The sequence below is a fragment of the Aquirhabdus parva genome (assembly GCF_003351745.1).
Classification (GTDB): domain Bacteria; phylum Pseudomonadota; class Gammaproteobacteria; order Pseudomonadales; family Moraxellaceae; genus Aquirhabdus; species Aquirhabdus parva.
This window is the reverse complement of sequence record NZ_CP031222.1, coordinates 970,336-993,775: the sequence shown is the minus strand read 5'-3', so window position 1 is coordinate 993,775 and position 23,440 is coordinate 970,336. Positions and strand designations below refer to the sequence as shown.

Sequence of the window (23,440 nt, the reverse complement as noted above, 5' to 3'; positions counted from 1 at the left end):
GCTACGTGGTTCGGGTTTGTTCACTCTTGCTCCAAAATATGCCTGCCTCGTTCGGCAACGGCGGATTGAACTAATGCCACAAAAGCTTCTATGGTCATTGTTCCTAAATTCTTACCACCACGAGTACGAACATTCACCGTACCCTCTTCCACTTCACGATCGCCCAATACCAGAAGGTAAGGAACACGCTCTAAAGTGCGCTCGCGAATTTTAAAGCCGATTTTTTCATTTCTCAAGTCACTTATAGCACGAATGCCTTGTTGACTCAGTTTTTTAACGATTTCTCGGCACGCATCGGCTTGACTATCAGTGATATTCATCACACATGCCTGCACTGGACTTAACCACGGCGGCATCAAACCTGCGTAATGTTCGATCAGTATACCAATAAAACGCTCAAAGCTGCCTAAAATCGCACGATGAAGCATTACCGGATGGTCACGCTGGTTGTCTTCAGTGACAAACGACGCATCCAAACGCATAGGCATATTGAAATCACATTGAATTGTACCACACTGCCAGACTCGACCTAAGCAGTCTTTCAGTGAAAATTCAATTTTCGGGCCATAGAACGCGCCTTCACCCGGCTGTAGATCCCACTTCAATCCTGCAGCATCCAAGGCATCAGCCAATGATTTTTCAGCCAAATCCCAGAGCGCATCATCACCGACACGTTTAGCAGGACGAGTCGATAACTTCATTTGCACGTCATCAAAGCCAAAGTCTTTGTAAACAGCTAAAGTCAATGCAATGAAATCAGCAACTTCTGCACCGATCTGTTCTTTAGTACAGAAAATATGCGCATCATCTTGAGTAAAGCCGCGCACGCGCATAATGCCATGCAGTGAACCCGAGGGCTCATTACGATGACAAGAACCAAACTCAGCCAAACGTAGCGGTAAGTCACGATAAGACTTCAAACCTTGATTGAATACCTGCACATGACAAGGACAGTTCATCGGTTTGACGGCGTAATTACGGTTTTCCGAATGCGTGGTGAACATGTTTTCAGCATAGTTTGCAGCATGTCCAGATTTTTCCCAGAGTACTAAGTCAACGACTTGAGGGGTTTTAATCTCAAGATAGCCATTATCTTGCTGAACTTTTCGCATGTATTGCTCAAGCACCTGATAGATGGTCCAGCCATTGGGGTGCCAGAACACCATACCCGGAGCTTCTTCCTGCATGTGGAATAAATCAAGTGCCTTACCAATCTTACGATGATCGCGCTTTTCAGCTTCTTCGATACGAGTAATATACGCAGCAAGCTGCTTTTTATCCGCCCATGCAGTGCCATAAACACGTTGCAGCTGTTCATTCTTCGCATCGCCGCGCCAGTATGCGCCAGACAATTTTGTCAGTTTAAAAGCTTTGAGAAAACGGGTGTTTGGGACATGGGGACCACGGCACATATCGACGTATTCTTGATGATAATACAGGCCCATTTCAGTTTCGTCGGGCATGTCATTAATCAAGCGCAGTTTATATTCTTCACCGCGTGACTCAAACACCGCGATAGCTTCGGCACGTGGAGTCATTTTTTTGATGACGTCATAGTCTTCATCGATAAGCTTTTTCATGCGCGCTTCGATTAATGCGACATCATCTAATGTAAAGGGCTTCTCACTATAGATGTCGTAATAGAATCCTTCTTCAATAACAGGACCAATCACCATTTTGACATCGGGAAATAACTGCTTCGCGGCATGACCAACCAAATGTGCGGTCGAATGGCGAATAATCTCAAGCCCCTCTTCATCTTTAGGGGTGATAATTTGCAGTGTTGCATTCTCACGAATGAGGTCCGATGCATCGACCAGCTTGCCATTCACACGACCAGCGAGGGTGACTTTTGCTAAACCCGCACCAATGCTTTGAGCGACATCCATAACCGATACAGGCTGATCAAATTGTTTTTGATCGCCATTAGGTAGAGTGATAATGATATTTGAAGAACTAGACATAACGAGATCCTTGGGGAGTGATGGCCTGTACTAAAGGTCATATCACCGCGAGATTAAATTTAAGAAAGATTTGGTACTTAAAATCCGCATTTAAAAACACGCAGAAATCAAGAAACTCCCATCGACTCCCCTACGCATGGGATGAAAAATGGAAGGCATCGACTTTAGCAAGTTTTATATCAAAAGTCATCCGTTACGGAGACTTTAAGCTATGAATATGCATTAACTTATTACTCTAATTCATTTAATGAATATTTTTCAATTTCTCAATCCCTCAAGCTTTAAATCGCTTAATATCTGGATAAAGAGAACCTCAGTGCTGCAATATCGCCTAGAGGTCTGAATAATGATTACATCTTTTTTATACTGACTAAGGGGCCTTATCGTGCAATTAGAAAAGCCATCAAAAATGATTACTCCAACTCCCCCAAGCTCGGCACTGGTCCCCAAAAGACCTCTAATCATGCGACTCGGGAAACGCATACAACCTTGGGTCAATGGCATCGTGGCCAAGTCCTCCAAAATTGGCAATTATCCTTTCTACGAGCCACGAGACTTTCCATGGATTACTCAATTGGAAGCGCACTGGGAAGAAATCAAGAAAGAAGCAGATACTGCACTGCAAGATCTGAATACGGTTCCCCCACTTGCAACTATATCGCCAGATCACCGCCGGATAGCTCCTGCAGGAAAATGGCGCGCTTTCTTTCTATATGGTTATGGATACCGTGTCGATGGGAACTGCCAAATTTGCCCACGCACCGCCGAACTCGTTAAGGATATTCCGGGCCTCAATTCCGCTTTTTTTTCAATACTTGCTCCTCATACCCACCTACCTACGCATACCGGTGTTACCAAAGCTATTATTACTTGTCACCTCGGTCTAACTGTGCCCAATGAGACGGAAAAATGTCAGATGCGTGTTGTTGATCAGCATGTAGGATGGCAAGAAGGTAAAGCGCTAGTGTTTGATGATGTCTTTCAGCATGAAGTCCGCAACGATACGGATGAAATACGCGTCGTGCTACTCATCCAGTTCCGGCGCCCTGTCGGCATACTTGGAAAGCTCATTGGTGGGCTCTTTCTTTGGGGAGTGAAACATTCACGATTTGTTCAAGAGGGACGTCGTGGTCTAAAAGAATGGGCCGCATAAGGCTCAACCGTGACCCCCCCCTTAGAGAAATAAGCACGTTCCGCCGTTTATCGGAACAAGAACTATTCTACGATCAATAATGCTTGACATTTGAGAATAATTATCAATAATAGAGGTATTCCCATTTGAGACTTTACCCAAGTCTCTTTTGCTCCCCAAAGCATGGGACTGATACTCCGATCTTAACCAGCTTAGAGAACCTTTATGTACGTTTGCCTCTGCCGTGCAGTGACTGACAAAGCCATTAAACAAGCCGTAGAAAACGGCTGTGAAAGTTTTCGTGAAGTGCGTGATGAACTCGACGTCGGTACATGCTGCGGCATGTGTGTGCCCGAGACCCGTCAATTGATTGATGAAACACTGGCAAAACTCGCTAGCAATATCTCTACTGCGGCTTAAGTTTAAAACCGCAGTTACCTTGCTATTCACTCATAATTTACGATCAGCAGACTATTCAGAAAGTGGTGGAACCTTGCGTTTCACCCCATCAGCATCAATCGCGACATACGTAAAAATACCATCAGTCATTTTTCGAGCATCTAGCTTGTCATCATGAATCTCCCAGACTTCGATCAGCATTTGCATGGATGTATTGCCGATTCTTAGCATCTTGGTATAACACGCCAAAATACTGCCTACCTTTACAGGCGCATGAAAAACGACTTTATCAATAGATACTGTGACGACACGTCCCTTTGAGTGCAAACGTGCATAAACCGCACCCGCTAAGTCCATTTGCGACACCAACCACCCACCAAAAACATCCCCGGACCAGTTGGTGTCAGCAGGCATCGCCACCGTTTGTAATGATAAAAGGCCTGAAGGCTGGTTATCTTGGGTGTGAACACTCAAATTTTGAGCAATATCCGTCATGATCGCTTTATCCTTATCTACTGAAGTTCATTGATCATTTTGATGACTTCAGGTCTATAGTTCAATATAAAATTGATAGGCAGTACCGTAGAATAGCCAGCACTCCAATTATGTTCTTTAGTCTTAAATTGAGGTAGAAAAATAAAAAAACGATGTACCCCAGGCTGAAAATCACTCACCCACAAAAATAGATTACATTGTAACATTATGATTTTATTACCCAATAAATAATTTCCCTAAAATAAAGTGACTTAGTTATCAGTAATTTTACAGAAAACTCCCATAAGAAATATCAAACGCCTGTTTCGGCTTCTTTATTGACACACCTTTCATAGAAACACTCATAAATTGACGAAAGTCACGACCTTTTAAGACAAAACTCTGAGTCTCAGCCGCTATTCTGAATTCCACCTACGAAATGTGCTCATCCGTTCGAGTACATCATTTAAAGGTTCATTTGGAGTATTACCATGAAAAACACGTTTAAAACGATGACGGGTCTGTCTGTTCTTGCTATTAGTTTGAGTTTGCCACTTTTTGCACATGCTGCTGGTGCAAGTGTTGATGCCTCTGCAAATGCTTCGACTGATGCTACAGGTGAAGTAACCAAAGCGGTTAAACATGCAAAGCATAAAGTAACCAAATCAAGTAAAGCCGCTGCTGAAAAAGCAAAAGCGAGTGCCGAAGAAGCAACCGGTGGCGTAACAGCGACGTCAAGCGGTGTTGTGTCTGGTGCTACTGCCCCTGCTGCGGCAGCCATTACACCACCGACATCAACCTCAGATACCCTTAAAGGTAGCATCACCACAACTGCTCCAGCGCCAAGTGCTGACCCAGCACCCGCCGCATCGACCAGTGGATCTGCAAATGTAGGTGTTCAAACTCCAGCAGGCTCTGTGGGTGTGGGTGCAGGTGCTGATGCAGGCGCAACGACCTCTGCTCCTCAGCAATAAGTCATGACATCGATACTTTCACAAGTCATAAGACTTCTGAAAACACCGATGATGTGAATTAAAAAATGGACGCTATAAGCGTCCATTTTTTAATGTTAATGACTTTTTGAAAATTGAACATAAAAAATGGATGCCGAAGCATCCATTTTTTTATTGAAACAAAACAAATCAGATTATTTAATCCAACCTGTTAGCTCACCCAATGCTTGACCGAGCAACGCTGGGTTAGAAACAGTTTTCACACCAGCAGCTTGTAGTGCAGCGAACTTCTCATCAGCAGTACCTTTACCGCCAGAAATGATCGCACCCGCATGGCCCATGCGCTTACCTGCAGGAGCGGTCACACCAGCAATGTAAGACACAACTGGTTTAGTCACATGCGCTTTGATAAATTCAGCAGCTTCTTCTTCTGCAGAGCCACCGATTTCACCAACCATGATGATTGCTTCAGTTTGTGGATCAGCTTGGAACAAAGTCAACGCATCGATAAAAGTCATACCTGGGATCGGATCACCACCGATACCGATACAGGTTGATTGACCAAAACCGAGATCAGTCGTTTGTTTAACGGCTTCATAAGTCAGCGTACCTGAACGAGATACGATACCGACTTTACCTGGCAAGTGAATGAATCCTGGCATGATACCAATTTTGCATTCGCCTGGTGTGATGATACCTGGGCAGTTTGGTCCGATCAGACGCACACCACCTTTACGCAAAATGTATTCTTTGACATAAAGCATGTCGATGGTTGGTACACCTTCAGTGATACAAACAACCAGCTCAATCCCAGCATCAACAGCTTCGAGGATAGAGTCTTTACAGAACGCTGCTGGCACATAAATCACTGAAGCAGTTGCACCAGTCGCTTCAACGGCATCTCTAACCGTATCAAAAACTGGTAGACCTAAATGCTCAGTGCCACCTTTACCCGGTGTTACGCCACCAACCATTTTTGTGCCGTATTCCAGTGCTTGCTTGGTATGCAATGTGCCTTGTGAACCAGTGATACCTTGGCAAATCACTTTAGTGTCTTTATTGATCAATACGCTCATGATTATGCTCCTGCGCCGTTTGCTACAACTTTAACGACTTGGTCGCCAGCGTCATTCAATGATGTTGCAGAGATGATATTTAAGCCTGAGTCACGCAATGTTTTTGCGCCGAGTTCTGCGTTGTTCCCTTCTAAGCGAACGACAACAGGTACTTTTACGCCAACGTCTTTTACCGCGGCAATGATCCCTTCAGCGATCATGGCGCAGCTCACGATACCACCGAAGATGTTAACCAAAACAGCTTCAACAGCGTCATCAGAAAGGATGATTTTGAATGCTTCAGTGACACGCTCTTTCGTCGCGCCACCACCTACGTCGAGGAAGTTAGCAGGTTGACCGCCTTTAAGTTTGATCAAATCCATGGTTGCCATCGCAAGACCCGCACCATTGACCATACAACCGATATTGCCTTCAAGTGCAACATAGTTAAGTTCAAATTCTGCCGCACGACGCTCACGCTCATCAACCTGTGATGGATCATCCATCGCTTTCAGGTCTGGGTGACGGAACAATGCATTACCATCAATGACCATTTTGGCGTCTAAGCAATGCAGGTTGCCATCAGTCTTAACCACAAATGGATTGATCTCAAGCAGTGCCAAATCTTCTTCTACAAACAGTTTTGCAAGCTTTTGGAAAACATCTGCAAATTGACGTGTTTGTTTGGCATCAAGACCCAGTGCTTTTGCCAGTTCGCGACCTTGGTAGGCTTGTGCACCGATCAGCGGATCGATGACCATTTTCAGAATCTTTTCTGGGGTGTCATGTGCGACATCTTCGATGTTCACACCACCTTCAGTTGATGCCATGAATACGATTTTACGAGTAGCACGATCCACAACAGCACCGAGGTATAATTCACGTGCGATATCAGTAGGCTCTTCGATATAGATAATATCAACAGGTTGACCTTTCGCATCAGTTTGGAAGGTTACAAGACGTGTGCCTAATTGTGCTTTAGCGAACGCAACAACTTCATCGACAGACTTAACCAGTTTTACACCACCGGCTTTACCACGGCCACCTGCGTGAACTTGGGCTTTCACTACCCAAACTGGTCCACCCAACTTCTCGGCTGCTGCACGTGCTTCTTCTGGAGTTCTTGCAGTTAAACCAGTGCTTACTGGTAATCCATACTTGGCAAATATTTGTTTGCCTTGGTACTCATGCAAATTCATGCGACACCCTTCATTTAATGTGCGCTGCATGCTTATATAAGAAGCGATTTAAGCAGCGCTGGTTAAAATTACAATAAAAGCAAAATCCACTTACCCCGAATATCTGAAAAACACTCAGAATCAGAGGAATTTACTTTTGGCTCTACGTCTACACGACGCTAAGGCTTCATAGCTTTAAAAACGGTAAAACAACACATCACGAAATATCAAAAATAATGAGGCGACCGATTAGGGTCGCCTATGATCTACAGTCTTAAGCTTTGCGTTTGCGTTGGATCGCATGAATAGCACGACCATCAACTGACAATGCGGCTTCATGCACAACTTCAGATAAGGTAGGATGCGCAAAAGTCATCAACTGCAAATCTTCAATGCTAGAAACAAACTCAAGTGCAATCATGCCCTGATGAACGATATCGCCAGCACTTGCGCCAATCACGTGCATACCCAGCAAACGATCAGTTTTAGCATCTGCAACAAACTTCACAAATCCAGCAGTGTCACCTGATGCCAATGCACGTCCATTCACGGCAAATGAGAACTGACCAGTTTTGACTTCATGACCTTTGGCAATGGCGGCTTCTTCACTTAAGCCCACCCACGCAATCTCAGGGCTGGTATAGATCACACTGATGATCGTGTCATAATTCACTTGAGCCGCTTGACCATGGATACGCTCAACCGCCATGACACCTTCTTCCATGGCTTTATGCGCAAGCATTGGGCCACGGACCAAATCACCAATTGCATAAACGCCTTCAACAGACGTTAAGCATTGATCATTGACATCAATCAGACCACGTTCGGTCAATTTGATGCCACTGTCTTCAGCAAGCAGATCGGCTGCATACGCCTTACGACCTACGCACACAATCAACTTATCAAAAACTTGAACCTTGTCTTCACCCGCTTGGTTGTAATTCACAGTCACTTTGCCATCGGCAATTTGTGTTGCAGTGACTTTCGCATTGAGGCGAATATCCAACCCTTGCTTGGTCAGAATTTTCTGTGCTTCTTTGGCAACTGCTTTATCTGCTGCGGGTAAGAACGTATCCAATGCTTCAAATACGACGACTTCAGAACCCAAACGACGCCATACTGAACCGAGCTCAAGACCAATCACACCAGCACCAATCACGCCCAGTGTGGCAGGTACAGTCGTGAAATCCAATGCACCGGTTGAATCAACAATTTCTTGTTCGTTGACGGGCGCAACAGGAATATTTACCGGTACTGAACCCGATGCCAAAATGACATTGGTTGCATCCAGTGTCTGAACTTCGCCACCATCAAGCGGTGTAAATTGAACCTTCTTACCAGCGAGCAATTTACCTGTACCTTGCAGCCATTCAATTTTATTACCGACAAAAAGTGCGGCAATACCACTGGTCAACTGATCAACCACTTTATCTTTGCGCGCAACCATCGTCGTGACATCAATCGCAACATCGCCGGTTGTAATCCCATGAGCGCCTAAATCATGAATCGTACTTTCATAACGATGCGATGAATCTAAAAGTGCTTTTGATGGAATGCAGCCCACATTCAAACATGTACCACCCAATGATGGCTTACCTTTGTGGACACGTTTTTCAATACAAGCGACTTTCATACCAAGCTGAGCACCACGAATGGCTGCTTCATAGCCTGCAGGACCACCACCAATGACTACGAGATCGTATTGCTTTGACATCTGTTCTATCCTCTATAGGTTTTGTTGCATTTTTCTTTTTTGGAATCAAGGATCGACTTGTTTTCAAAAAAAAGGATTCAAGTGTTTTGTATGCCTTTCCAGCAAGGGGTTCCACAAAACACTTTTCAAATCCATGCCTGATGCCAATGCATCAGGCCAAAAGCAACCTTATAGATCAAGCAATAGTAATGCTGGATCTTCGACTAAATCTTTCAATGTCACGAGGAAGCTCACCGCTTCTTTACCATCAATCATACGATGATCATATGACAGTGCTAAATACATCATCGGCAGAATCACCACTTGGCCATCAACCGCCATTGGGCGCTGTTGGATTTTGTGCATACCGAGAATAGCCGTTTGGGGCGGGTTCAAAATCGGCGTCGATAGTAATGAACCAAACACACCGCCATTAGAAATGGTGAATGTACCGCCTGTCATATCATCGATACCCAATTTGCCATCACGTGCCTTGGTACCATAATCGATAATGTTCTTTTCTACTTCCGCAAGGTTCATGCGATCTGTATCACGTAGGACTGGCACAACCAGACCACGGTCAGATGACACCGCAACGCCGATATCGTAATAACCATGATAAACAATGTCGTTACCATCAAGTGAAGCATTTACAGCTGGGAAGCGTTTTAGTGCTTCAGTGGCGGCTTTAACAAAGAAAGACATGAAACCTAAACGGGTGCCATGACGTTTTTCAAAACGATCACCGTATGCTTTACGCATGTCCATAATCGGCTTCATATTGACTTCGTTGAAAGTCGTTAGCATCGCTGTGTCTTGACTTGCAGACAATAAACGCTGAGCAACGCGTTGACGTAAACGAGTCATAGGTACACGTTTTTCAACACGCTCACCAACCGCAAGAGAAACAGCTGTCGCAGTCGGTGCAGCAGCGGCAGGTGCGGCCTTAGGCGCAGCAACATGCGCAACGACATCTTCTTTGGTCACACGACCACCACGACCCGAACCTTCGATATCGGCAGGATTGATATTGTTTTCAGTCACCGCTTTACGCACTGCAGGACTTTGATCCTGAGCAGATTGTGTTTGAGGCGCGCTGTCAGGTACAACAGGATTCACCGCTGGATCACGTTCACTGATCGGCATTGCACCAGCTTGTGCAGGCTCCTGATGTGCAGGAATGGATGGTGCTGCAGCACCACCAGCATCAAATTGAGCCAAGACTTCACCAGACAGTACGGTATCGCCTTCATTCTTAACGATGCTGGTTAGAACGCCATCAGCAGGGGCGACAACTTCTAAAACAACTTTGTCAGTCTCGATATCCGCCAAAACTTCATCGCGTTTAACCGCTTCACCCACTTTTTTATGCCATGCGGCAACCGTTCCGTCTGCAACTGATTCAGGGAAAACCGGGGCTTTAATTTCAGTGGCCATTAGATGTTGCTCCTTCAGATTCTTCGTCTATACCGAGTGCGGCTGCAACCAGTGATGTTTGTTGTTTTGCATGTAAATATGCTGAACCACATGCTGGTGCAGCAGATGCAGGACGTGATGCGCAGCGCACTGGTGTGCCTGCTTTAACTTCATATACAACTGGGTAAAGTAACGGTGCGAGGAAAGACCATGCACCTTGATTTTGTGGTTCCTCTTGGCACCAGACCACTTGCTTATTATTGGGGTAAGCAGCAAGAGTTTGTCCTAAACGTGCGGCTGGGAATGGATAAAGCTGTTCAACACGAATAATTGCAACATCGGTTAAGTTCAGCTCACGACGTTTTTCAAGCAAATCGTAATACACCTTACCACCACACAGCACAACACGTGTAACCGCAGTCTTATCAATTGCATCAATCTCATCAATCACGGTCTCAAACTTACCCGTAGCCAGTTCAGACAGATTGGATGTTGCAAGCTTATGGCGGAGCAAGCTCTTCGGAGACATCACAACCAATGGCTTACGGATTGGACGCACCGCTTGACGACGTAGTAAATGGAAGATTTGCGCAGGAGAGGTTGGTGTACAGACTTGCATGTTGTCTTCAGCACACAATTGCAAGAAGCGCTCTAAACGTGCCGAAGAATGTTCAGGTCCCTGCCCTTCATAGCCATGCGGCAATAGCAAGGTCAGACCGCAAACGCGCTCCCACTTGGTTTCACCGCTGGAGATGAATTGATCCACAACAACCTGAGCACCATTCAAGAAATCGCCAAATTGCGCTTCCCAAATAATCAAACCATCAGGAATCGTGGTTGCATACCCATATTCAAAGGCTAAAACAGCTTCTTCAGACAAGAAAGAGTCATAGAGTGCAAAACGAGCTTGATCAGGTTTAACGTGTTCAAGCGGCACATACATCTCGCCGTTGACTTGATTGTATAATTCAGCATGACGATGCGAGAATGTTCCACGACCGACGTCTTGACCTGTTAAACGGACAAGGAAGTTTTCATTAAGCAATGTCGAATATGCAAGCGTTTCAGCTGCGCCCCAATTCAATGCCAACTCACCAGTCTGCATTTTCAAACGGTCATCTATCACTTTTTGAACTTGCTTTTGCAATACAAAACCATCGGGCAGCAGATTCATTTGCGTGCCTAATGCTTTGAGCGTATCGATATCAACACCGGTATTATAGTCATCTACTAAGGTATGACCTAAATAAGGTTTCCAGTCGATGAATAATGCTTTGTTGGGTTCACCAACCAAGGCATTCGCCACGTGCTCACCTTTCTCAAGTGCATCACGGTAGTCTTCAATCATTTGATCTGCATCGGCACGACTGATCACGCCTGCAGAGACGAGCTTGTCAGCATACAGTGTGCGAGTTGTCGGGAGTTTTGCGATCACTTGATACATCAGAGGCTGTGTCGCTGAGGGTTCATCAGCTTCGTTATGACCACGACGGCGATAACAGAACAAATCAATCACCACATCGCGGTGGAACTGCATGCGGTAGTCGACAGCCAGTTGGGTAATAAACAGTACTGCTTCTGGATCATCGCCATTGACATGGAAAATTGGGCACTGCACCATTTTCGCAACATCAGTACAGTATTCGGTAGAACGCGCATCATCTTGACGACTGGTGGTAAAGCCTACTTGGTTGTTCACTACAATATGAATCGAACCGCCTGTGGTATATGCACGAGTCTGTGACATCTGGAAGGTTTCCATCACCACACCTTGACCCGCAAATGCAGCATCACCGTGGGCAATGATTGGAATGACCGCGTCGCCACCGATGTCTTTGCGACGAACTTGTCGTGCACGGACGGAACCCTCAACCACTGGGCTGACGATTTCTAGGTGAGAAGGGTTAAATGCCAATGCCAAATGCACTTCGCCGCCTGGGGTCATGACATTACTGGAATAACCTTGGTGATATTTAACGTCACCAGAACCTTTTTTATTGAAGGTTTTGCCCTCAAACTCTCCAAACAAATCTGCTGGATTCTTACCCAGAATATTAACCAGCATATTCAAGCGACCGCGGTGTGGCATACCAATCACGACTTCACGTGTACCGACAGACCCAGCGCGTTGAATAATCTCATTGACCATCGGAATGAAGCTTTCACCACCTTCCAGACCAAAGCGCTTTGCACCGACATACTTACTGCCGAGTAACTTCTCTAATCCTTCAGCAGCGGTTAAACGCTCCAGCAAGCCAATTTTAACTTTATCTGAAAATTGCGGAATACCACGCGCACTCTCTAGACGTTGCTGAATCCAGCGTTTCTCTTTGGTATCTACAATGTGCATGTATTCTGCGCCAACGGAGCTACAGTAAATAGCTTCCATCGCATTGACCATTTCACCCAATGTGGCTTCGGTTTTACCAATTTGCAGATTGCCCGTTTGGAAAGTCGTATCGAAATCTGAGCGAGATAACCCGTGTGCAGCAAGATCCAAATCAGGTACATGCTGACGTACCATTAAATTCAGCGGATCTAATTTTGCTTTTTGATGACCACGGCTACGGTATGCTGCGATGAGTTGCAATACACCAACTTGACGTCTTTCGTGATCGGTACTGACAGAACTTTGAGCCATGGGTTGCAAACGCGTTGAGTTGCGTGCCAACAGGACAAATTGTTCAATGACATTACTATGCGGCTGATCGCCTTTGGGATACTGGTCAAACAGTGTTTGCCAATCTGAACTGACCGAACTGGGATCGGTCAGATAGCGCTCATAGAGTTCTTCGATATAGGCTGCGTTCTCTCCGGATAGCTCGGTATCCGCTCGCTGCATCTGTGCCTCTTGCATGAGTTTACTCGTCTTTAAATCACTACTAATCTAACTATTACAATCCTAAGGAAAACCAATTTCTTCCCTAACACTGCGCCTAAACATGTCTTACCACTGGAACTGCGACTACTGCGATCCAACACATGAAAAAGCAGTAGTCGCAAAAGTGCTTTTACCAGCAAAACATTCGAAAAAAGAATTTCAAATGCTATGCTTAGACTAAGCCAAACGCGCACTTCTCACCACATCCAAACTCACGTTTTACGTTAGTTTTTGTAGACGAGAAACCCCATTCGTGCAGCATCCAAAAAAATTACCATTTGGATAAACCACCACTTTTTCAACAGTCCAGTTTAGGATGGACATTTTTGTACAAGTCAGATTGGCAAAAGAGGCGGTATTTCCATACAACCCGTTTGGCGAATATGACTTCTCATAAACTCTTACACTAAAATACCGTTCACACTTTGAACAAACTAACCCCATGTTTGCCCATCAAATTAGCGATTCATTGCCTAAATTTCATGGTTGAAAATGCTATCACGCATAACAACCTTCACTGGATTTTTTTGAACTATAGCTGATATTAAGATAAGAAATATTACTGTATTTTGATTATATTTTAATCATTAAAACAAAAAAACGCACCGAATAGGGTGCGCTTTTTGTGTTCTAGCCGATTAACCCGCTTGATCTAAGATCATATTACGGATATGACCAATTGCTTTGGTTGGATTCAACCCTTTTGGACAAACTGACACACAGTTCATAATTCCACGGCAACGGAATAAGCTGAATGGATCATCCAGATCAGCTAAACGTTTAGCAGTATCTTTATCACGTGTATCCGCGATAAAACGATACGCTTGAAGTAATGCAGATGGACCCAAGAACTTATCAGGATTCCACCAGAATGATGGACATGATGTGGAGCAACATGCACACAGAATGCACTCATACAAACCATCCAACTTTTCACGGTCTTCAGGAGATTGCAGGCGCTCAGTTGGCGGTGCTGGTTGTTCATTGATAAGATATGGACGAACTTTTTCATACTGAGTATAAAATTGGGTCATATCCACAACCAGATCACGAATCACTGGCAAGCCTGGCAAAGGGCGTAATACGATTTTAGCAGGCAAATCATTTAAGTTCTGCAAGCACGCCAAACCATTTTTGCCATTGATATTCATGCCATCAGAACCACAAATGCCTTCACGGCATGAACGGCGGAACGACAAAGTTTCATCTTGCTTCTTCAGTTTGATCAGCGCATCCAGCAACATACGGTCGCTTTCTTCCAACTGAATCTGAAAAGTCTGCATGTAAGGCGCTTTATCCTTATCAGGATCATAGCGATAGATTTCAAAAGTACGGATTCCGTGACTCATCTCGATATTCTCCTGATTAGAACGTACGTGGCTTAGGTGGGACTGGATCAACAGTCAACGGCTTCGTGCGTACAGGCTTGTATTCCAAACGGTTGTCGACAGAGTACCACAGCGTGTGTTTACGCCACTCTTCATCGTTACGACCATTGGCCATAGTAGGATGATCCGCAGGATATTCGTAATCTACAACAGTGTGCGCACCGCGACACTCTTTACGTGCAGCAGCAGAAACGATGGTTGCTTTAGCCACCTCAAACAAGTTCTCAACCTCTAGTGCTTCGATACGTGCCGTATTGAAGACTTGTGACTTATCTGCCAAATGGATATTTTTAACACGTGGTTCCAGCGCCATAATCTGCTGCACACCCTCATCCATCAGTGCTTGAGTACGGAACACGCCAGCATGAGTCTGCATAACTGCACGGATTGCATCCGCGACGTCTTGTGCATTTTCACCTTGTGTAGACTCTTGCAACTTGTTAATACGGCCCATGCTGCGTTGCAGTACATGTGAAGGTAGTGGCTTGTAATCGCTTGACGAGTTACGCACAGTCTCAGTGATATGATCACCAGCCGCTTTACCAAATACGATCAAGTCAAGGAGTGAGTTGGTGCCCAGACGGTTTGCACCGTGCACACTCACACATGAACATTCACCGATCGCATACAGGCCTTTGACGACCACGTTTGGCTCGCCGTCTTTAGGTACAACCACTTGACCATGAATGTTCGTTGGAATACCACCCATTTGATAATGGATTGTTGGCACGACTGGAATTGGCTCTTTGGTACAGTCAACGTTGGCAAACTTCTTACCGATTTCGAAAACTGATGGCAGACGCTTCATGATGCGCTCTTTACCCAAATGGGTCATATCGAGCAACACATAATCACCGCGAGGACCACACCCGCGTCCTTCTTTAATCTCTTGGTCCATCGAACGCGATACGAAATCACGTGGGGCTAAGTCTTTTAGTGTCGGTGCATAACGCTCCATGAACGGCTCGCCGTTTTTGTTACGAAGAACCGCACCTTCACCACGACAACCCTCAGTCAAGAGCACACCAGCACCCGCCACACCCGTTGGGTGGAATTGCCAGAACTCCATATCTTGTAATGGAATGCCAGCTCGTGCAGCCATACCCAAGCCATCACCCGTGTTGATGTATGCATTGGTTGACGCGGCATAGATACGACCTGCACCACCCGTTGCAAACAAGGTTGCTTTGGCTTGGAATACACCTACGGTACCAGTTTCTTGATCGATCGCTGTTACACCCAACACTTCGCCATCATCATCACGAATCAAATCAAGTGCAATCCATTCAACGAAGAATTGCGTCCCCATTTCAAGATTCTTTTGATAGAGCGTATGCAAGAGTGCATGCCCTGTACGGTCAGCTGCCGCACATGCACGCGGCACCGCTTTCTCACCATAGTTAGAACTATGACCACCGAATGGACGTTGATAGATTGTTCCATCTGCGTTACGGTCAAACGGCATACCCATGTGCTCAAGCTCGTACACCATTTTTGGTGCTTCACGGGTCATGAACTCAATCGCGTCTTCATCACCGAGCCAGTCTCCACCTTTTACGGTATCGTAAAAGTGGTAGTGCCAATTATCTTCATCCATATTCCCCAGACTCGCACCAATACCGCCTTGAGCGGCAACAGTATGCGAACGGGTTGGAAATACTTTCGTTAAAACCGCAACTTTAAGACCTGCGCGTGCAAGCTGTAATGAAGCACGCATACCTGAACCGCCGCCACCAACAATCACGGCGTCGAAGTTCAGGGTCTTGATATTGCTCATGTCATCTTTGGACAATGCAGCCACAAATACTCTCCTTAAACCTGTATAGCGTTGATATCTTTTTGATTACCAGAAAATCTGGACACCCCAAAGCACAAAGACCACAATTGAAATGACGGTCGCTGTTTGTAATACCAAACGCAATCCAACTGAACTGTTGATATAGTCGGTAAAAATCGTCCACATCCCAATCCAAGCATGACCAGCTAAAGAAAGAATCGCTAGTAAACTGAAGATTTTCATCGGCAAAGTCATCATAAAACCGTACCAGCTCGCATAATCAAGGGTATGGTTTAATGAATGACAAAGAACCCAACCGAACACAACGAGGGTATATACCGCAAGCACAATCGCCGAAACGCGCTGTACAACCCAATCGCGTGAACCTAGACCTGTTAATCCTGTTGCACTATTCATTAGAGCACCACCCATATGAAAGCTGCGACGATACCAATACCTGACAAAGCAAGCATGATCCATGATGCATTGCGACCACTTTGTAGCTCTTCAGCCACACCGACGTCAGCAAGTAAATGCTTAATGCCTGCAAATAAATGGTAAATCAGACCCGCAAGAAATACCCAAACGATGAGACGGACAAAAATATTTCCGAAAATTTCGTTATGGACAACATCGAATTCTTGCGCCGACGCCAATGAACGTTGCAGCACATAGAGTAAAGCGGGAATTAATAGGAAAAGAACAACACCAGAGATACGGTGTAAAATGGACGCAATCGCCACTGGCGATTTTAAATTGACACTAATGACTTGGCTTAGTGGCAAATTAACAGGTCTTTTGCTTTTCAAGGCGATCATCCTGTAGTAGTACCTAGCTATAAGCTACTTGGATCTGAATCCATGCGAGCAGCTAACCACTGGGGTTAAGGGAATTTAGATTTAAAAAAGACCAAACACGCTTCAAAAGTACCACTATCAGCAATGAAGCCCACACTGGTCTAAAACGCCCCGAAAGTATAATGAGTAGCACAAATAATTACAAATGACTTAATGTAGGCTCTGATCACTCTTTTAGAGACGCATCTAGCCCAATTTTATTGATCTAGCCTACTCACCCCTATGATTCGACCAATTAACGATCTATATTTTTTTTCAAAAAAACGATATCACCAGACTAAATGACCAAAGTATTTTATCCATGCGCAGATGCGCGTTATCTTGTAAACAGAATTTCTTACACATCGTTTGAATGATCAGTTGCCGCTTTTTATTGTTTTTGTAGTAATATTAGCGCACTGTTTTATGCGTCCTCCTCAAAAACCTCTGTGTTTACCGCATCTGCGCGTCGTGAAGGTCGCTGATTGAATGTACTTTTGCTTTAATTCGGTGTTGATTTAATTCGATTTTGATATACGTTTGCGATCTGCAACTTTGTTCTCAATCATTTTTCTGGTTTATCGTTTCTGGAGAGTTTCCAAATGTCTGGCACTTCGACTGGCAAAAAAGCCGTACTCACGCTCAACGAACAACAAATTGAGCTACCGATTTATAGCGGCACGCTTGGTCCTGATGTGATTGATGTCAAAGACATTTTAGCAAAAGATCATTTCACATTTGACCCTGGCTTCATGGCAACTGCAGCCTGTGAATCCAAAATCACGTACATTGATGGCGATCAAGGAATCCTGCTGCATCGTGGCTACCCAATCGCACAACTGGCTGATCAGTCAGATTATTTAGAAGTTTGTTACCTGTTATTGAATGGCGAGTTGCCAACAAGCGAACAAAAAGAAGAGTTCGTTAAACTCGTGACCAACCACACGATGGTTCACGATCAAATCCGTAAATTTTTCGATGGCTTCCGTCGCGACGCACATCCAATGGCGGTGATGTGTGGCGTGGTAGGTGCTCTGTCAGCGTTCTACCATGACGCTTTAGATGTCAACAATGTTGATCATCGCAACATTACTGCTATCCGCCTCGTTGCAAAAATTCCCACGATCGCAGCAATGTGCTACAAGTATTCAGTCGGTCAACCGTTTATGTACCCACGTAACGACTTGAACTACGCTGAAAACTTCCTCTACATGATGTTCGCTGTACCTGCCGATGTAGATTACAAAGTGAACCCTATCCTTGCAAAAGCAATGGACCGTATCTTCACGCTGCATGCAGACCATGAACAAAATGCATCAACATCAACTGTACGTCTTGCAGGTTCTACTGGCGCAAATCCATATGCATGTATCGCAGCAGGTATCGCAGCATTGTGGGGTCCTGCACATGGCGGCGCAAACGAAGCAGTATTGAAAATGTTGGACGAAATCGGCTCTGTCGATAAAGTTCCAGAATTCATGGAAAAAGTAAAAACCAAAGAAGTGAAACTGATGGGCTTTGGTCATCGTGTATACAAAAACTTTGACCCACGCGCAAAAGTGATGAAAGAAACCTGTGATGAAGTGCTGGCTGCGCTTGGCATCAACGATCCACAGTTAGAACTGGCGATGAAACTAGAAGAAATCGCACTGAACGACCCGTACTTCGTTGATCGCAAACTCTATCCAAACGTCGACTTCTATTCGGGTATTATCCTGAAAGCAATTGGCATCCCAACCAGCATGTTCACAGTGATTTTCGCACTGGCACGTACTGTCGGCTGGATCAGCCATTGGCTAGAAATGCATTCATCTGCATACAAAATTGGCCGTCCACGTCAACTGTATACTGGCTCATTGCAACGCGACTTCACGCCACTCGATAAGCGCTAATTTTATAAATATTGGCTTGATCACAAGGCTGGTGTAAACAACACTAGCTGTGATAAAAAGACTGCTTCGGCAGTCTTTTTTTATTTTGAACTCAATTCACTTACTTGATGAAAGGATAATGAACTTGCCAAACACTCCAACTGCACTCATCATCATTGATATGCAAATCGGCATGAGTCTTCCCACTGCTGGCGAGCGCAACAATCCGACTGCTGAAAAGAATATTGCTACGTTGTTGACGTTGTGGCGACAAGAAAAGCAGCCGATTATCCATATTCGTCATATATCACGATCCTTAAACTCATCGTTCTATCCCAATCAACCATCCGCAGACTTTCAACCCGAACTTGCCCCCCTGCCCCATGAGCATGTTGTCGAAAAGAACGTACCCGATGCTTTTATTCAGAGTGGCTTAGAACGTTGGTTGCATCAACGTAATATCAAAAGTCTCGTCATTGTCGGCGTGAGTACCAACAACTCAGTTGAGGCAACAGTACGCAGTGCTGGAAATTTAGGATTTAATACGATCGTGATCAATGATGCGACCTTTGCTTTTGCAAAGCACGACTACAGTGGTAGACCGCGTACTGCAGAAGAAGTTCACGATATGTCTCTTGCGAATTTAGATGACGAATATGCGAAAATTATGACAACAGAAAAATTAATAAAAGATATGGAAAAATAATATCTTAAAAAGGCAAACACGCTTTTAAATCCGCACAAGGCTCATTTCTAGCATTTCGTAGAAACCAGTCTTGCACCATTTGCGCTTGTTGCTCAATCCCATACTGTAAGAAGGTTTTCCCGTCTTTTAGAACATAGCGATATCGCCGATTCAATAGCGCGCGCCTAACCACTTTCATACCTCGCTGTACTTGCCAGACATGGGTAAGCTCATGAATCAACCATGACTGCAACTCTAACGACAGCACACTAAAATCATCCACCAAGTCATCAGGATGAAAATAGACCGAACCATTGGGACTCATCGCATAGTTTTTAAGAATCAATCGACTACTACATAAACGAATCGTCGTCAGGTCCAAGCTTTCGCCAAAAACCGAACGTGCTAAAGCGCACTCACCTACGGTTAAAGTCCGGCATGTTGGTCTGAATGCATTCAGAAAAAGGGTCGATTGTTGAGAGACATTTATGCTAAAGGGCTTCAAAAAGAAACGCGTCAACGAGCGTGCTTTTTCTCTCCATGGATTAAACAACTTTAAATCACTCCATTATTGAAAAAAACGGTTCGCATGATCACGACTACAAAAAAAATGCTCGCGTAAACTCACCCCCTTGTCAACACGGACCAAGGTATTGCAAAACGCACACGCCTTCAACTCCAAGGCCTCACGTTCTGGGGGTAAGGCAGGAGACATCATGCGCCAAATCACGCGCACAAGGTAGAGGATAACGCCAGCAATAATCAACAATTTCAGCATACTAATCTACTTTCACCTTTAATCCACATTGAATACAGTGTTAATCTATCATCACTAAAATGATCTGACTTAAACCCAAAGGTCACATATTTACCCAAAAATCATACCTGCAATTTCTGTATAAATGTTGCCGCCTGCGATATAGTGGGGGTACATCAAATTATAGTCACAGCGACCCATTTAAAGGGTACGCTTTTATTGGAATTTTTATAAAACATGAGTGTTTTAACCCTTGCTTTAGCGCAATCTGCTTTTTTAGTCGGCGACATCGCTGGCAATACCCAAAAAATTATCGAACAATCCAATGCAGCACGGGAAAAAGGCGCACAAATTATTGTATTTCCTGAGCTTGCATTAACGGGATATCCTCCGGAAGATCTTTTGCTTAGACCCAGTTTGACCCCACGTATTCATGCAGCATTGGCACAAATTGCAGCAATCGAAGGCATCGTCGTTGTGGTCGGTTACCCACTTAATGATACCGCCCACAAAAAACGTTTCAACAGCGCAGGGGTTTTCGCCCATGGTGCTCAGCGTGGCGTCTATCATAAGCAGAAACTGCCGAATTACAGTGTTTTTGATGAAGCCCGTTATTTCGATGCAGGCACAGACAGTGTGATCTTTGAAATCAGTGGTCGAAAAGTTGGTCTGCTGATTTGTGAAGACATTTGGCATCGCCAACCGATTAAAACATTGAAAGATAATGGCGCTGATCTGGTATTAGTCCTCAATGCATCCCCTTTCCAAATCGGTAAACAAGAACTACGTCGGACACTACTTTCTCGTCGTGCTTCAGAAAATGAAATCCCACTTGCTTATGTCAATCTTGTGGGTGCACAAGACGATCTCGTTTTCGATGGTGGATCATTGGCCATTAACGCCGATGGTCAGGTTGCAGCCGAAGCAGGTCGCTTTGAAGCTGAATTACTGCTGGTGAATTTCGATCTTGAGCAAAACACATTTGTGGCCCAAGAAGCATTAAAGCCACTGCCAAAAGTCGCAGAAATCTATCAAGCCCTCGTTCTTGCCGTCAGCGACTACGTGAATCACTCGCGCTTCCCCGGCGTCATTATTGGTCTATCCGGTGGTATTGACTCGGCACTATGCCTTGCTATTGCCGTCGATGCACTCGGTGCAGATAGGGTCAATGCGGTCATGATGCCTTACCGTTATACTGCCGCGATCAGCATGGAAGATGCGGAAGCTCAAGCACAGCGCCTCAATGTCGCCTATCACGTTGCCGAAATTCATGGCATTGTCGACAGCTTTGCACAGACTCTGGCACCTTTGTTTGCTGATGCGCCTATTGATGCGACTGAAGAAAACCTTCAAGCACGTGCACGTGGAACGGTGCTTATGGCGCTATCCAATAAATTTGGTCAATTGGTCCTGACCACAGGCAATAAGTCAGAAATGTCGGTCGGCTATGCAACTCTTTATGGCGATATGGCTGGTGGCTTTGATGTTCTAAAAGATGTATATAAAACTCAAGTTTACGAACTTGCTAAGTTCCGAAACTCTTTAGAAGAAACACCAGTCATCCCTGAACGTGTGATTACCCGTCCACCTTCAGCAGAGCTTCGCCCTGAACAAACGGATCAAGACTCGTTACCGCCTTACGACGTATTAGATGCAATCCTCTACGGCTATATTGAACGTGATATGAGTTTGGATGCATTGGTTGGACAAGGTTTTGATCAAGCAACGGTTCAACATGTGATTCATCTCGTGGATCGCAACGAACACAAGCGCAAGCAGTCTGCACTCGGCCCACGGATTAGTGGGCGTGCATTTAGCCGTGAGCGGCGCTATCCACTGGTCAATGGTTGGACCGCTGGCGAATAATGAGCGCTAATGAATAGCGAGGCCGAGAGAACTTTTATGGACAACAATACAATAAACGCTACCGTAAAAGCGCTCGCAGATGAATTATTAGCTGCGCAAGTCGAGGAGGCGCGTTCACGCCTGCTCGACGACCGCCTTGTTGATCTCGCTGCTGCTGAGCTCGATATGCTGATGGCACAAGCGGATGAAATTCCTCTTGGAGAAGTAGTCAGTCGTCAAGCGCTTAAAGATGTCGTCCGTGTCTTTGCTTTCGAGCTAAATCTTGGTGCAGGCGTCATTGCTCTTGCCGGAGACATGGCGCAACAGCTTCATCGTACGGCTCAAAAAGACGCACCAAAACTCAAAGAGTTACTCAGCAATAATAGTGCTTCGCAATGGCTCAATAAAATTGTCGAGCTTGGTGAATTTCGCCGCTTGATTCTCGATAAAATTGGTCATAGCGTTACATTGCATCAGTTTGTTGCTGACCATGTCCTGATTCTCATCGAACAACAAATTACCCAACGATCACCGAATTGGCTGCAAGAACTCACATCAAATGTCGATATCGAGAATCAGCAAGGACTCCGAGGACGACTCAAATCTAATGTCCGTCAGAAACTAAACAGTAGAGTCCGTCAGCAAGAAGAACTGCTAGAACGTACACTGCGTCAAGCGGTCGCAAAAACAATTAAAAAAAGCTGTTCTGATTTGGCTCAGTTAGATGAAAGTGTCTGGCACGATGCAATCTGGCAACTCTGGCAAGTGGTGCGAGATGAATCCGTTTCAGAATTTACCAAGGGTTTAGATCCGCTGGACATTGAAGAGTTTCTCGTGCTTGGCTACAACGAATGGCGTAAAATTCGCCAGACCGAATACATACAGCGCCTGATCAATACAGGGATTGATGTTTTCTATAATGCTTATGAAGACGTTCCGCTTACCGAAGTTCTAGAAGATGTCGGTGTCACACGTAACCATATGCTTGCAGAAATTTCACGCTTCGCCCCACCAGTCATTCAAGTGCTCGATGAACATGGGTATATTCGCGAGATCCTCACACGGCAATTCAAACCCTTTTATGAGAATCCTACAACGCTCGCTATTTTACAACGCGCTATAAAACACACTTAGAA

The 23,440-nt window shown here is 45.1% G+C and carries 20 protein-coding genes; 7 read left to right on the top strand and 13 right to left on the bottom strand.

Annotated elements, in window-relative coordinates; all coding sequences use genetic code 11:
- Positions 1-20 precede the first annotated feature (20 nt).
- A complete protein-coding gene (gene thrS, locus HYN46_RS04385; RefSeq protein ID WP_114898267.1) occupies positions 21-1,964 on the bottom strand; it encodes a threonine--tRNA ligase in 1,944 nt (647 codons plus the stop codon).
- A 385-nt stretch (positions 1,965-2,349) separates the two neighbouring features.
- On the opposite strand from thrS, the gene HYN46_RS04380 reads away from it, so the two are divergent.
- Positions 2,350-3,117, top strand: a complete 768-nt coding sequence (locus HYN46_RS04380; RefSeq protein WP_228254884.1) for an aspartyl/asparaginyl beta-hydroxylase domain-containing protein — start codon at positions 2,350-2,352, stop codon at positions 3,115-3,117.
- 204 nt (positions 3,118-3,321) lie between these two features.
- Positions 3,322-3,516: a bacterioferritin-associated ferredoxin gene (locus HYN46_RS04375; RefSeq protein WP_114898266.1), complete on the top strand. Its 195-nt coding sequence runs from the start codon at positions 3,322-3,324 to the stop codon at positions 3,514-3,516.
- A 51-nt stretch (positions 3,517-3,567) separates the two neighbouring features.
- On the opposite strand, the gene HYN46_RS04370 is transcribed toward HYN46_RS04375, so the two are convergent.
- Entirely contained in the window at positions 3,568-3,990 is a 423-nt protein-coding gene (locus tag HYN46_RS04370; protein WP_114898265.1) for an acyl-CoA thioesterase, read from the bottom strand.
- A 470-nt stretch (positions 3,991-4,460) separates the two neighbouring features.
- On the opposite strand from HYN46_RS04370, the gene HYN46_RS04360 reads away from it, so the two are divergent.
- Positions 4,461-4,943, top strand: coding sequence for a hypothetical protein (locus tag HYN46_RS04360; RefSeq protein WP_114898263.1), 483 nt, complete (start codon positions 4,461-4,463; stop codon positions 4,941-4,943).
- 173 nt (positions 4,944-5,116) lie between these two features.
- On the opposite strand, the gene sucD is transcribed toward HYN46_RS04360, so the two are convergent.
- From sucD to sdhC, 9 genes are all read right to left on the bottom strand, one after another.
- Positions 5,117-5,998: a succinate--CoA ligase subunit alpha gene (gene sucD, locus HYN46_RS04355; RefSeq protein WP_114898262.1), complete on the bottom strand. Its 882-nt coding sequence runs from the start codon at positions 5,996-5,998 to the stop codon at positions 5,117-5,119.
- Between the two features lie 2 nt (positions 5,999-6,000).
- Positions 6,001-7,176 carry an ADP-forming succinate--CoA ligase subunit beta gene (sucC, locus tag HYN46_RS04350; protein WP_114898261.1) on the bottom strand — a complete coding sequence of 392 codons (1,176 nt, stop codon included), beginning with the start codon at positions 7,174-7,176 and terminating at the stop codon, positions 6,001-6,003.
- A 253-nt stretch (positions 7,177-7,429) separates the two neighbouring features.
- A complete protein-coding gene (gene lpdA, locus HYN46_RS04345; RefSeq protein ID WP_114898260.1) occupies positions 7,430-8,869 on the bottom strand; it encodes a dihydrolipoyl dehydrogenase in 1,440 nt (479 codons plus the stop codon).
- A gap of 168 nt (positions 8,870-9,037) precedes the next feature.
- Positions 9,038-10,285 carry a 2-oxoglutarate dehydrogenase complex dihydrolipoyllysine-residue succinyltransferase gene (gene odhB / locus HYN46_RS04340; RefSeq protein WP_114898259.1) on the bottom strand — a complete coding sequence of 416 codons (1,248 nt, stop codon included), beginning with the start codon at positions 10,283-10,285 and terminating at the stop codon, positions 9,038-9,040.
- Positions 10,275-13,121 (bottom strand): 2-oxoglutarate dehydrogenase E1 component, encoded by a 2,847-nt coding sequence (locus HYN46_RS04335; protein WP_114898258.1) that lies wholly within the window; start codon positions 13,119-13,121, stop codon positions 10,275-10,277. Before HYN46_RS04335 ends, odhB begins: the two co-directional genes overlap by 11 nt.
- A gap of 662 nt (positions 13,122-13,783) precedes the next feature.
- Positions 13,784-14,494, bottom strand: coding sequence for a succinate dehydrogenase iron-sulfur subunit (locus HYN46_RS04330; RefSeq protein WP_114898257.1), 711 nt, complete (start codon positions 14,492-14,494; stop codon positions 13,784-13,786).
- Positions 14,495-14,510: 16 nt separating this feature from the next.
- Complete coding sequence (gene sdhA, locus HYN46_RS04325) at positions 14,511-16,310, bottom strand: succinate dehydrogenase flavoprotein subunit (protein WP_210009517.1); 1,800 nt, start codon at positions 16,308-16,310, stop codon at positions 14,511-14,513.
- Between the two features lie 66 nt (positions 16,311-16,376).
- On the bottom strand, positions 16,377-16,727 hold the full coding sequence (gene sdhD / locus HYN46_RS04320; protein ID WP_114898255.1) for a succinate dehydrogenase, hydrophobic membrane anchor protein: 351 nt from the start codon (positions 16,725-16,727) through the stop codon (positions 16,377-16,379).
- Positions 16,727-17,128, bottom strand: a complete 402-nt coding sequence (gene sdhC / locus HYN46_RS04315; RefSeq protein WP_210009354.1) for a succinate dehydrogenase, cytochrome b556 subunit — start codon at positions 17,126-17,128, stop codon at positions 16,727-16,729. Before sdhC ends, sdhD begins: the two co-directional genes overlap by 1 nt.
- A 620-nt stretch (positions 17,129-17,748) precedes the next feature.
- Between sdhC and gltA the strand changes: the two genes are divergently transcribed.
- Entirely contained in the window at positions 17,749-19,038 is a 1,290-nt protein-coding gene (gltA, locus tag HYN46_RS04310; RefSeq protein ID WP_114898254.1) for a citrate synthase, read from the top strand.
- A 124-nt stretch (positions 19,039-19,162) separates the two neighbouring features.
- Positions 19,163-19,723, top strand: a complete 561-nt coding sequence (locus HYN46_RS04305) for a cysteine hydrolase family protein (RefSeq protein WP_228254883.1) — start codon at positions 19,163-19,165, stop codon at positions 19,721-19,723.
- A 4-nt stretch (positions 19,724-19,727) separates the two neighbouring features.
- Here HYN46_RS04305 and HYN46_RS04300 read toward each other — a convergent pair whose 3' ends face one another.
- Both HYN46_RS04300 and HYN46_RS04295 read right to left on the bottom strand, forming a co-directional pair.
- Complete coding sequence (locus HYN46_RS04300) at positions 19,728-20,192, bottom strand: type IV secretion protein Rhs (RefSeq protein WP_407640788.1); 465 nt, start codon at positions 20,190-20,192, stop codon at positions 19,728-19,730.
- Between the two features lie 78 nt (positions 20,193-20,270).
- Entirely contained in the window at positions 20,271-20,480 is a 210-nt protein-coding gene (locus HYN46_RS04295) for a hypothetical protein (RefSeq protein WP_114898252.1), read from the bottom strand.
- A gap of 216 nt (positions 20,481-20,696) precedes the next feature.
- Between HYN46_RS04295 and HYN46_RS04290 the strand changes: the two genes are divergently transcribed.
- Together HYN46_RS04290 and HYN46_RS04285 are read left to right on the top strand one after the other, a co-directional pair.
- Entirely contained in the window at positions 20,697-22,325 is a 1,629-nt protein-coding gene (locus HYN46_RS04290) for an NAD+ synthase (protein WP_114898251.1), read from the top strand.
- A 36-nt stretch (positions 22,326-22,361) separates the two neighbouring features.
- The gene (locus HYN46_RS04285; protein ID WP_114898250.1) at positions 22,362-23,438 is read left to right on the top strand and encodes a hypothetical protein; all 1,077 of its coding nucleotides are present in this window, start codon (positions 22,362-22,364) and stop codon (positions 23,436-23,438) included.
- Positions 23,439-23,440: the final 2 nt, after the last annotated feature.

Coding starts and splice junctions, on each gene's coding strand:
- gltA (WP_114898254.1), top strand. CDS start 17,749: ATGTCTGGCACTTCGACTGGCAAAAAAGCCGTACTCACGCTCAACGAA.
- HYN46_RS04370 (WP_114898265.1), bottom strand. CDS start 3,990: ATGACGGATATTGCTCAAAATTTGAGTGTTCACACCCAAGATAACCAG.
- odhB (WP_114898259.1), bottom strand. CDS start 10,285: ATGGCCACTGAAATTAAAGCCCCGGTTTTCCCTGAATCAGTTGCAGAC.
- sucD (WP_114898262.1), bottom strand. CDS start 5,998: ATGAGCGTATTGATCAATAAAGACACTAAAGTGATTTGCCAAGGTATC.
- HYN46_RS04295 (WP_114898252.1), bottom strand. CDS start 20,480: ATGCTGAAATTGTTGATTATTGCTGGCGTTATCCTCTACCTTGTGCGC.
- HYN46_RS04290 (WP_114898251.1), top strand. CDS start 20,697: ATGAGTGTTTTAACCCTTGCTTTAGCGCAATCTGCTTTTTTAGTCGGC.
- thrS (WP_114898267.1), bottom strand. CDS start 1,964: ATGTCTAGTTCTTCAAATATCATTATCACTCTACCTAATGGCGATCAA.
- HYN46_RS04285 (WP_114898250.1), top strand. CDS start 22,362: ATGGACAACAATACAATAAACGCTACCGTAAAAGCGCTCGCAGATGAA.
- sdhD (WP_114898255.1), bottom strand. CDS start 16,727: ATGAATAGTGCAACAGGATTAACAGGTCTAGGTTCACGCGATTGGGTT.
- sdhC (WP_210009354.1), bottom strand. CDS start 17,128: ATGATCGCCTTGAAAAGCAAAAGACCTGTTAATTTGCCACTAAGCCAA.
- HYN46_RS04360 (WP_114898263.1), top strand. CDS start 4,461: ATGAAAAACACGTTTAAAACGATGACGGGTCTGTCTGTTCTTGCTATT.
- lpdA (WP_114898260.1), bottom strand. CDS start 8,869: ATGTCAAAGCAATACGATCTCGTAGTCATTGGTGGTGGTCCTGCAGGC.
- sdhA (WP_210009517.1), bottom strand. CDS start 16,310: ATGAGCAATATCAAGACCCTGAACTTCGACGCCGTGATTGTTGGTGGC.
- HYN46_RS04330 (WP_114898257.1), bottom strand. CDS start 14,494: ATGAGTCACGGAATCCGTACTTTTGAAATCTATCGCTATGATCCTGAT.
- HYN46_RS04375 (WP_114898266.1), top strand. CDS start 3,322: ATGTACGTTTGCCTCTGCCGTGCAGTGACTGACAAAGCCATTAAACAA.
- sucC (WP_114898261.1), bottom strand. CDS start 7,176: ATGAATTTGCATGAGTACCAAGGCAAACAAATATTTGCCAAGTATGGA.
- HYN46_RS04335 (WP_114898258.1), bottom strand. CDS start 13,121: ATGCAAGAGGCACAGATGCAGCGAGCGGATACCGAGCTATCCGGAGAG.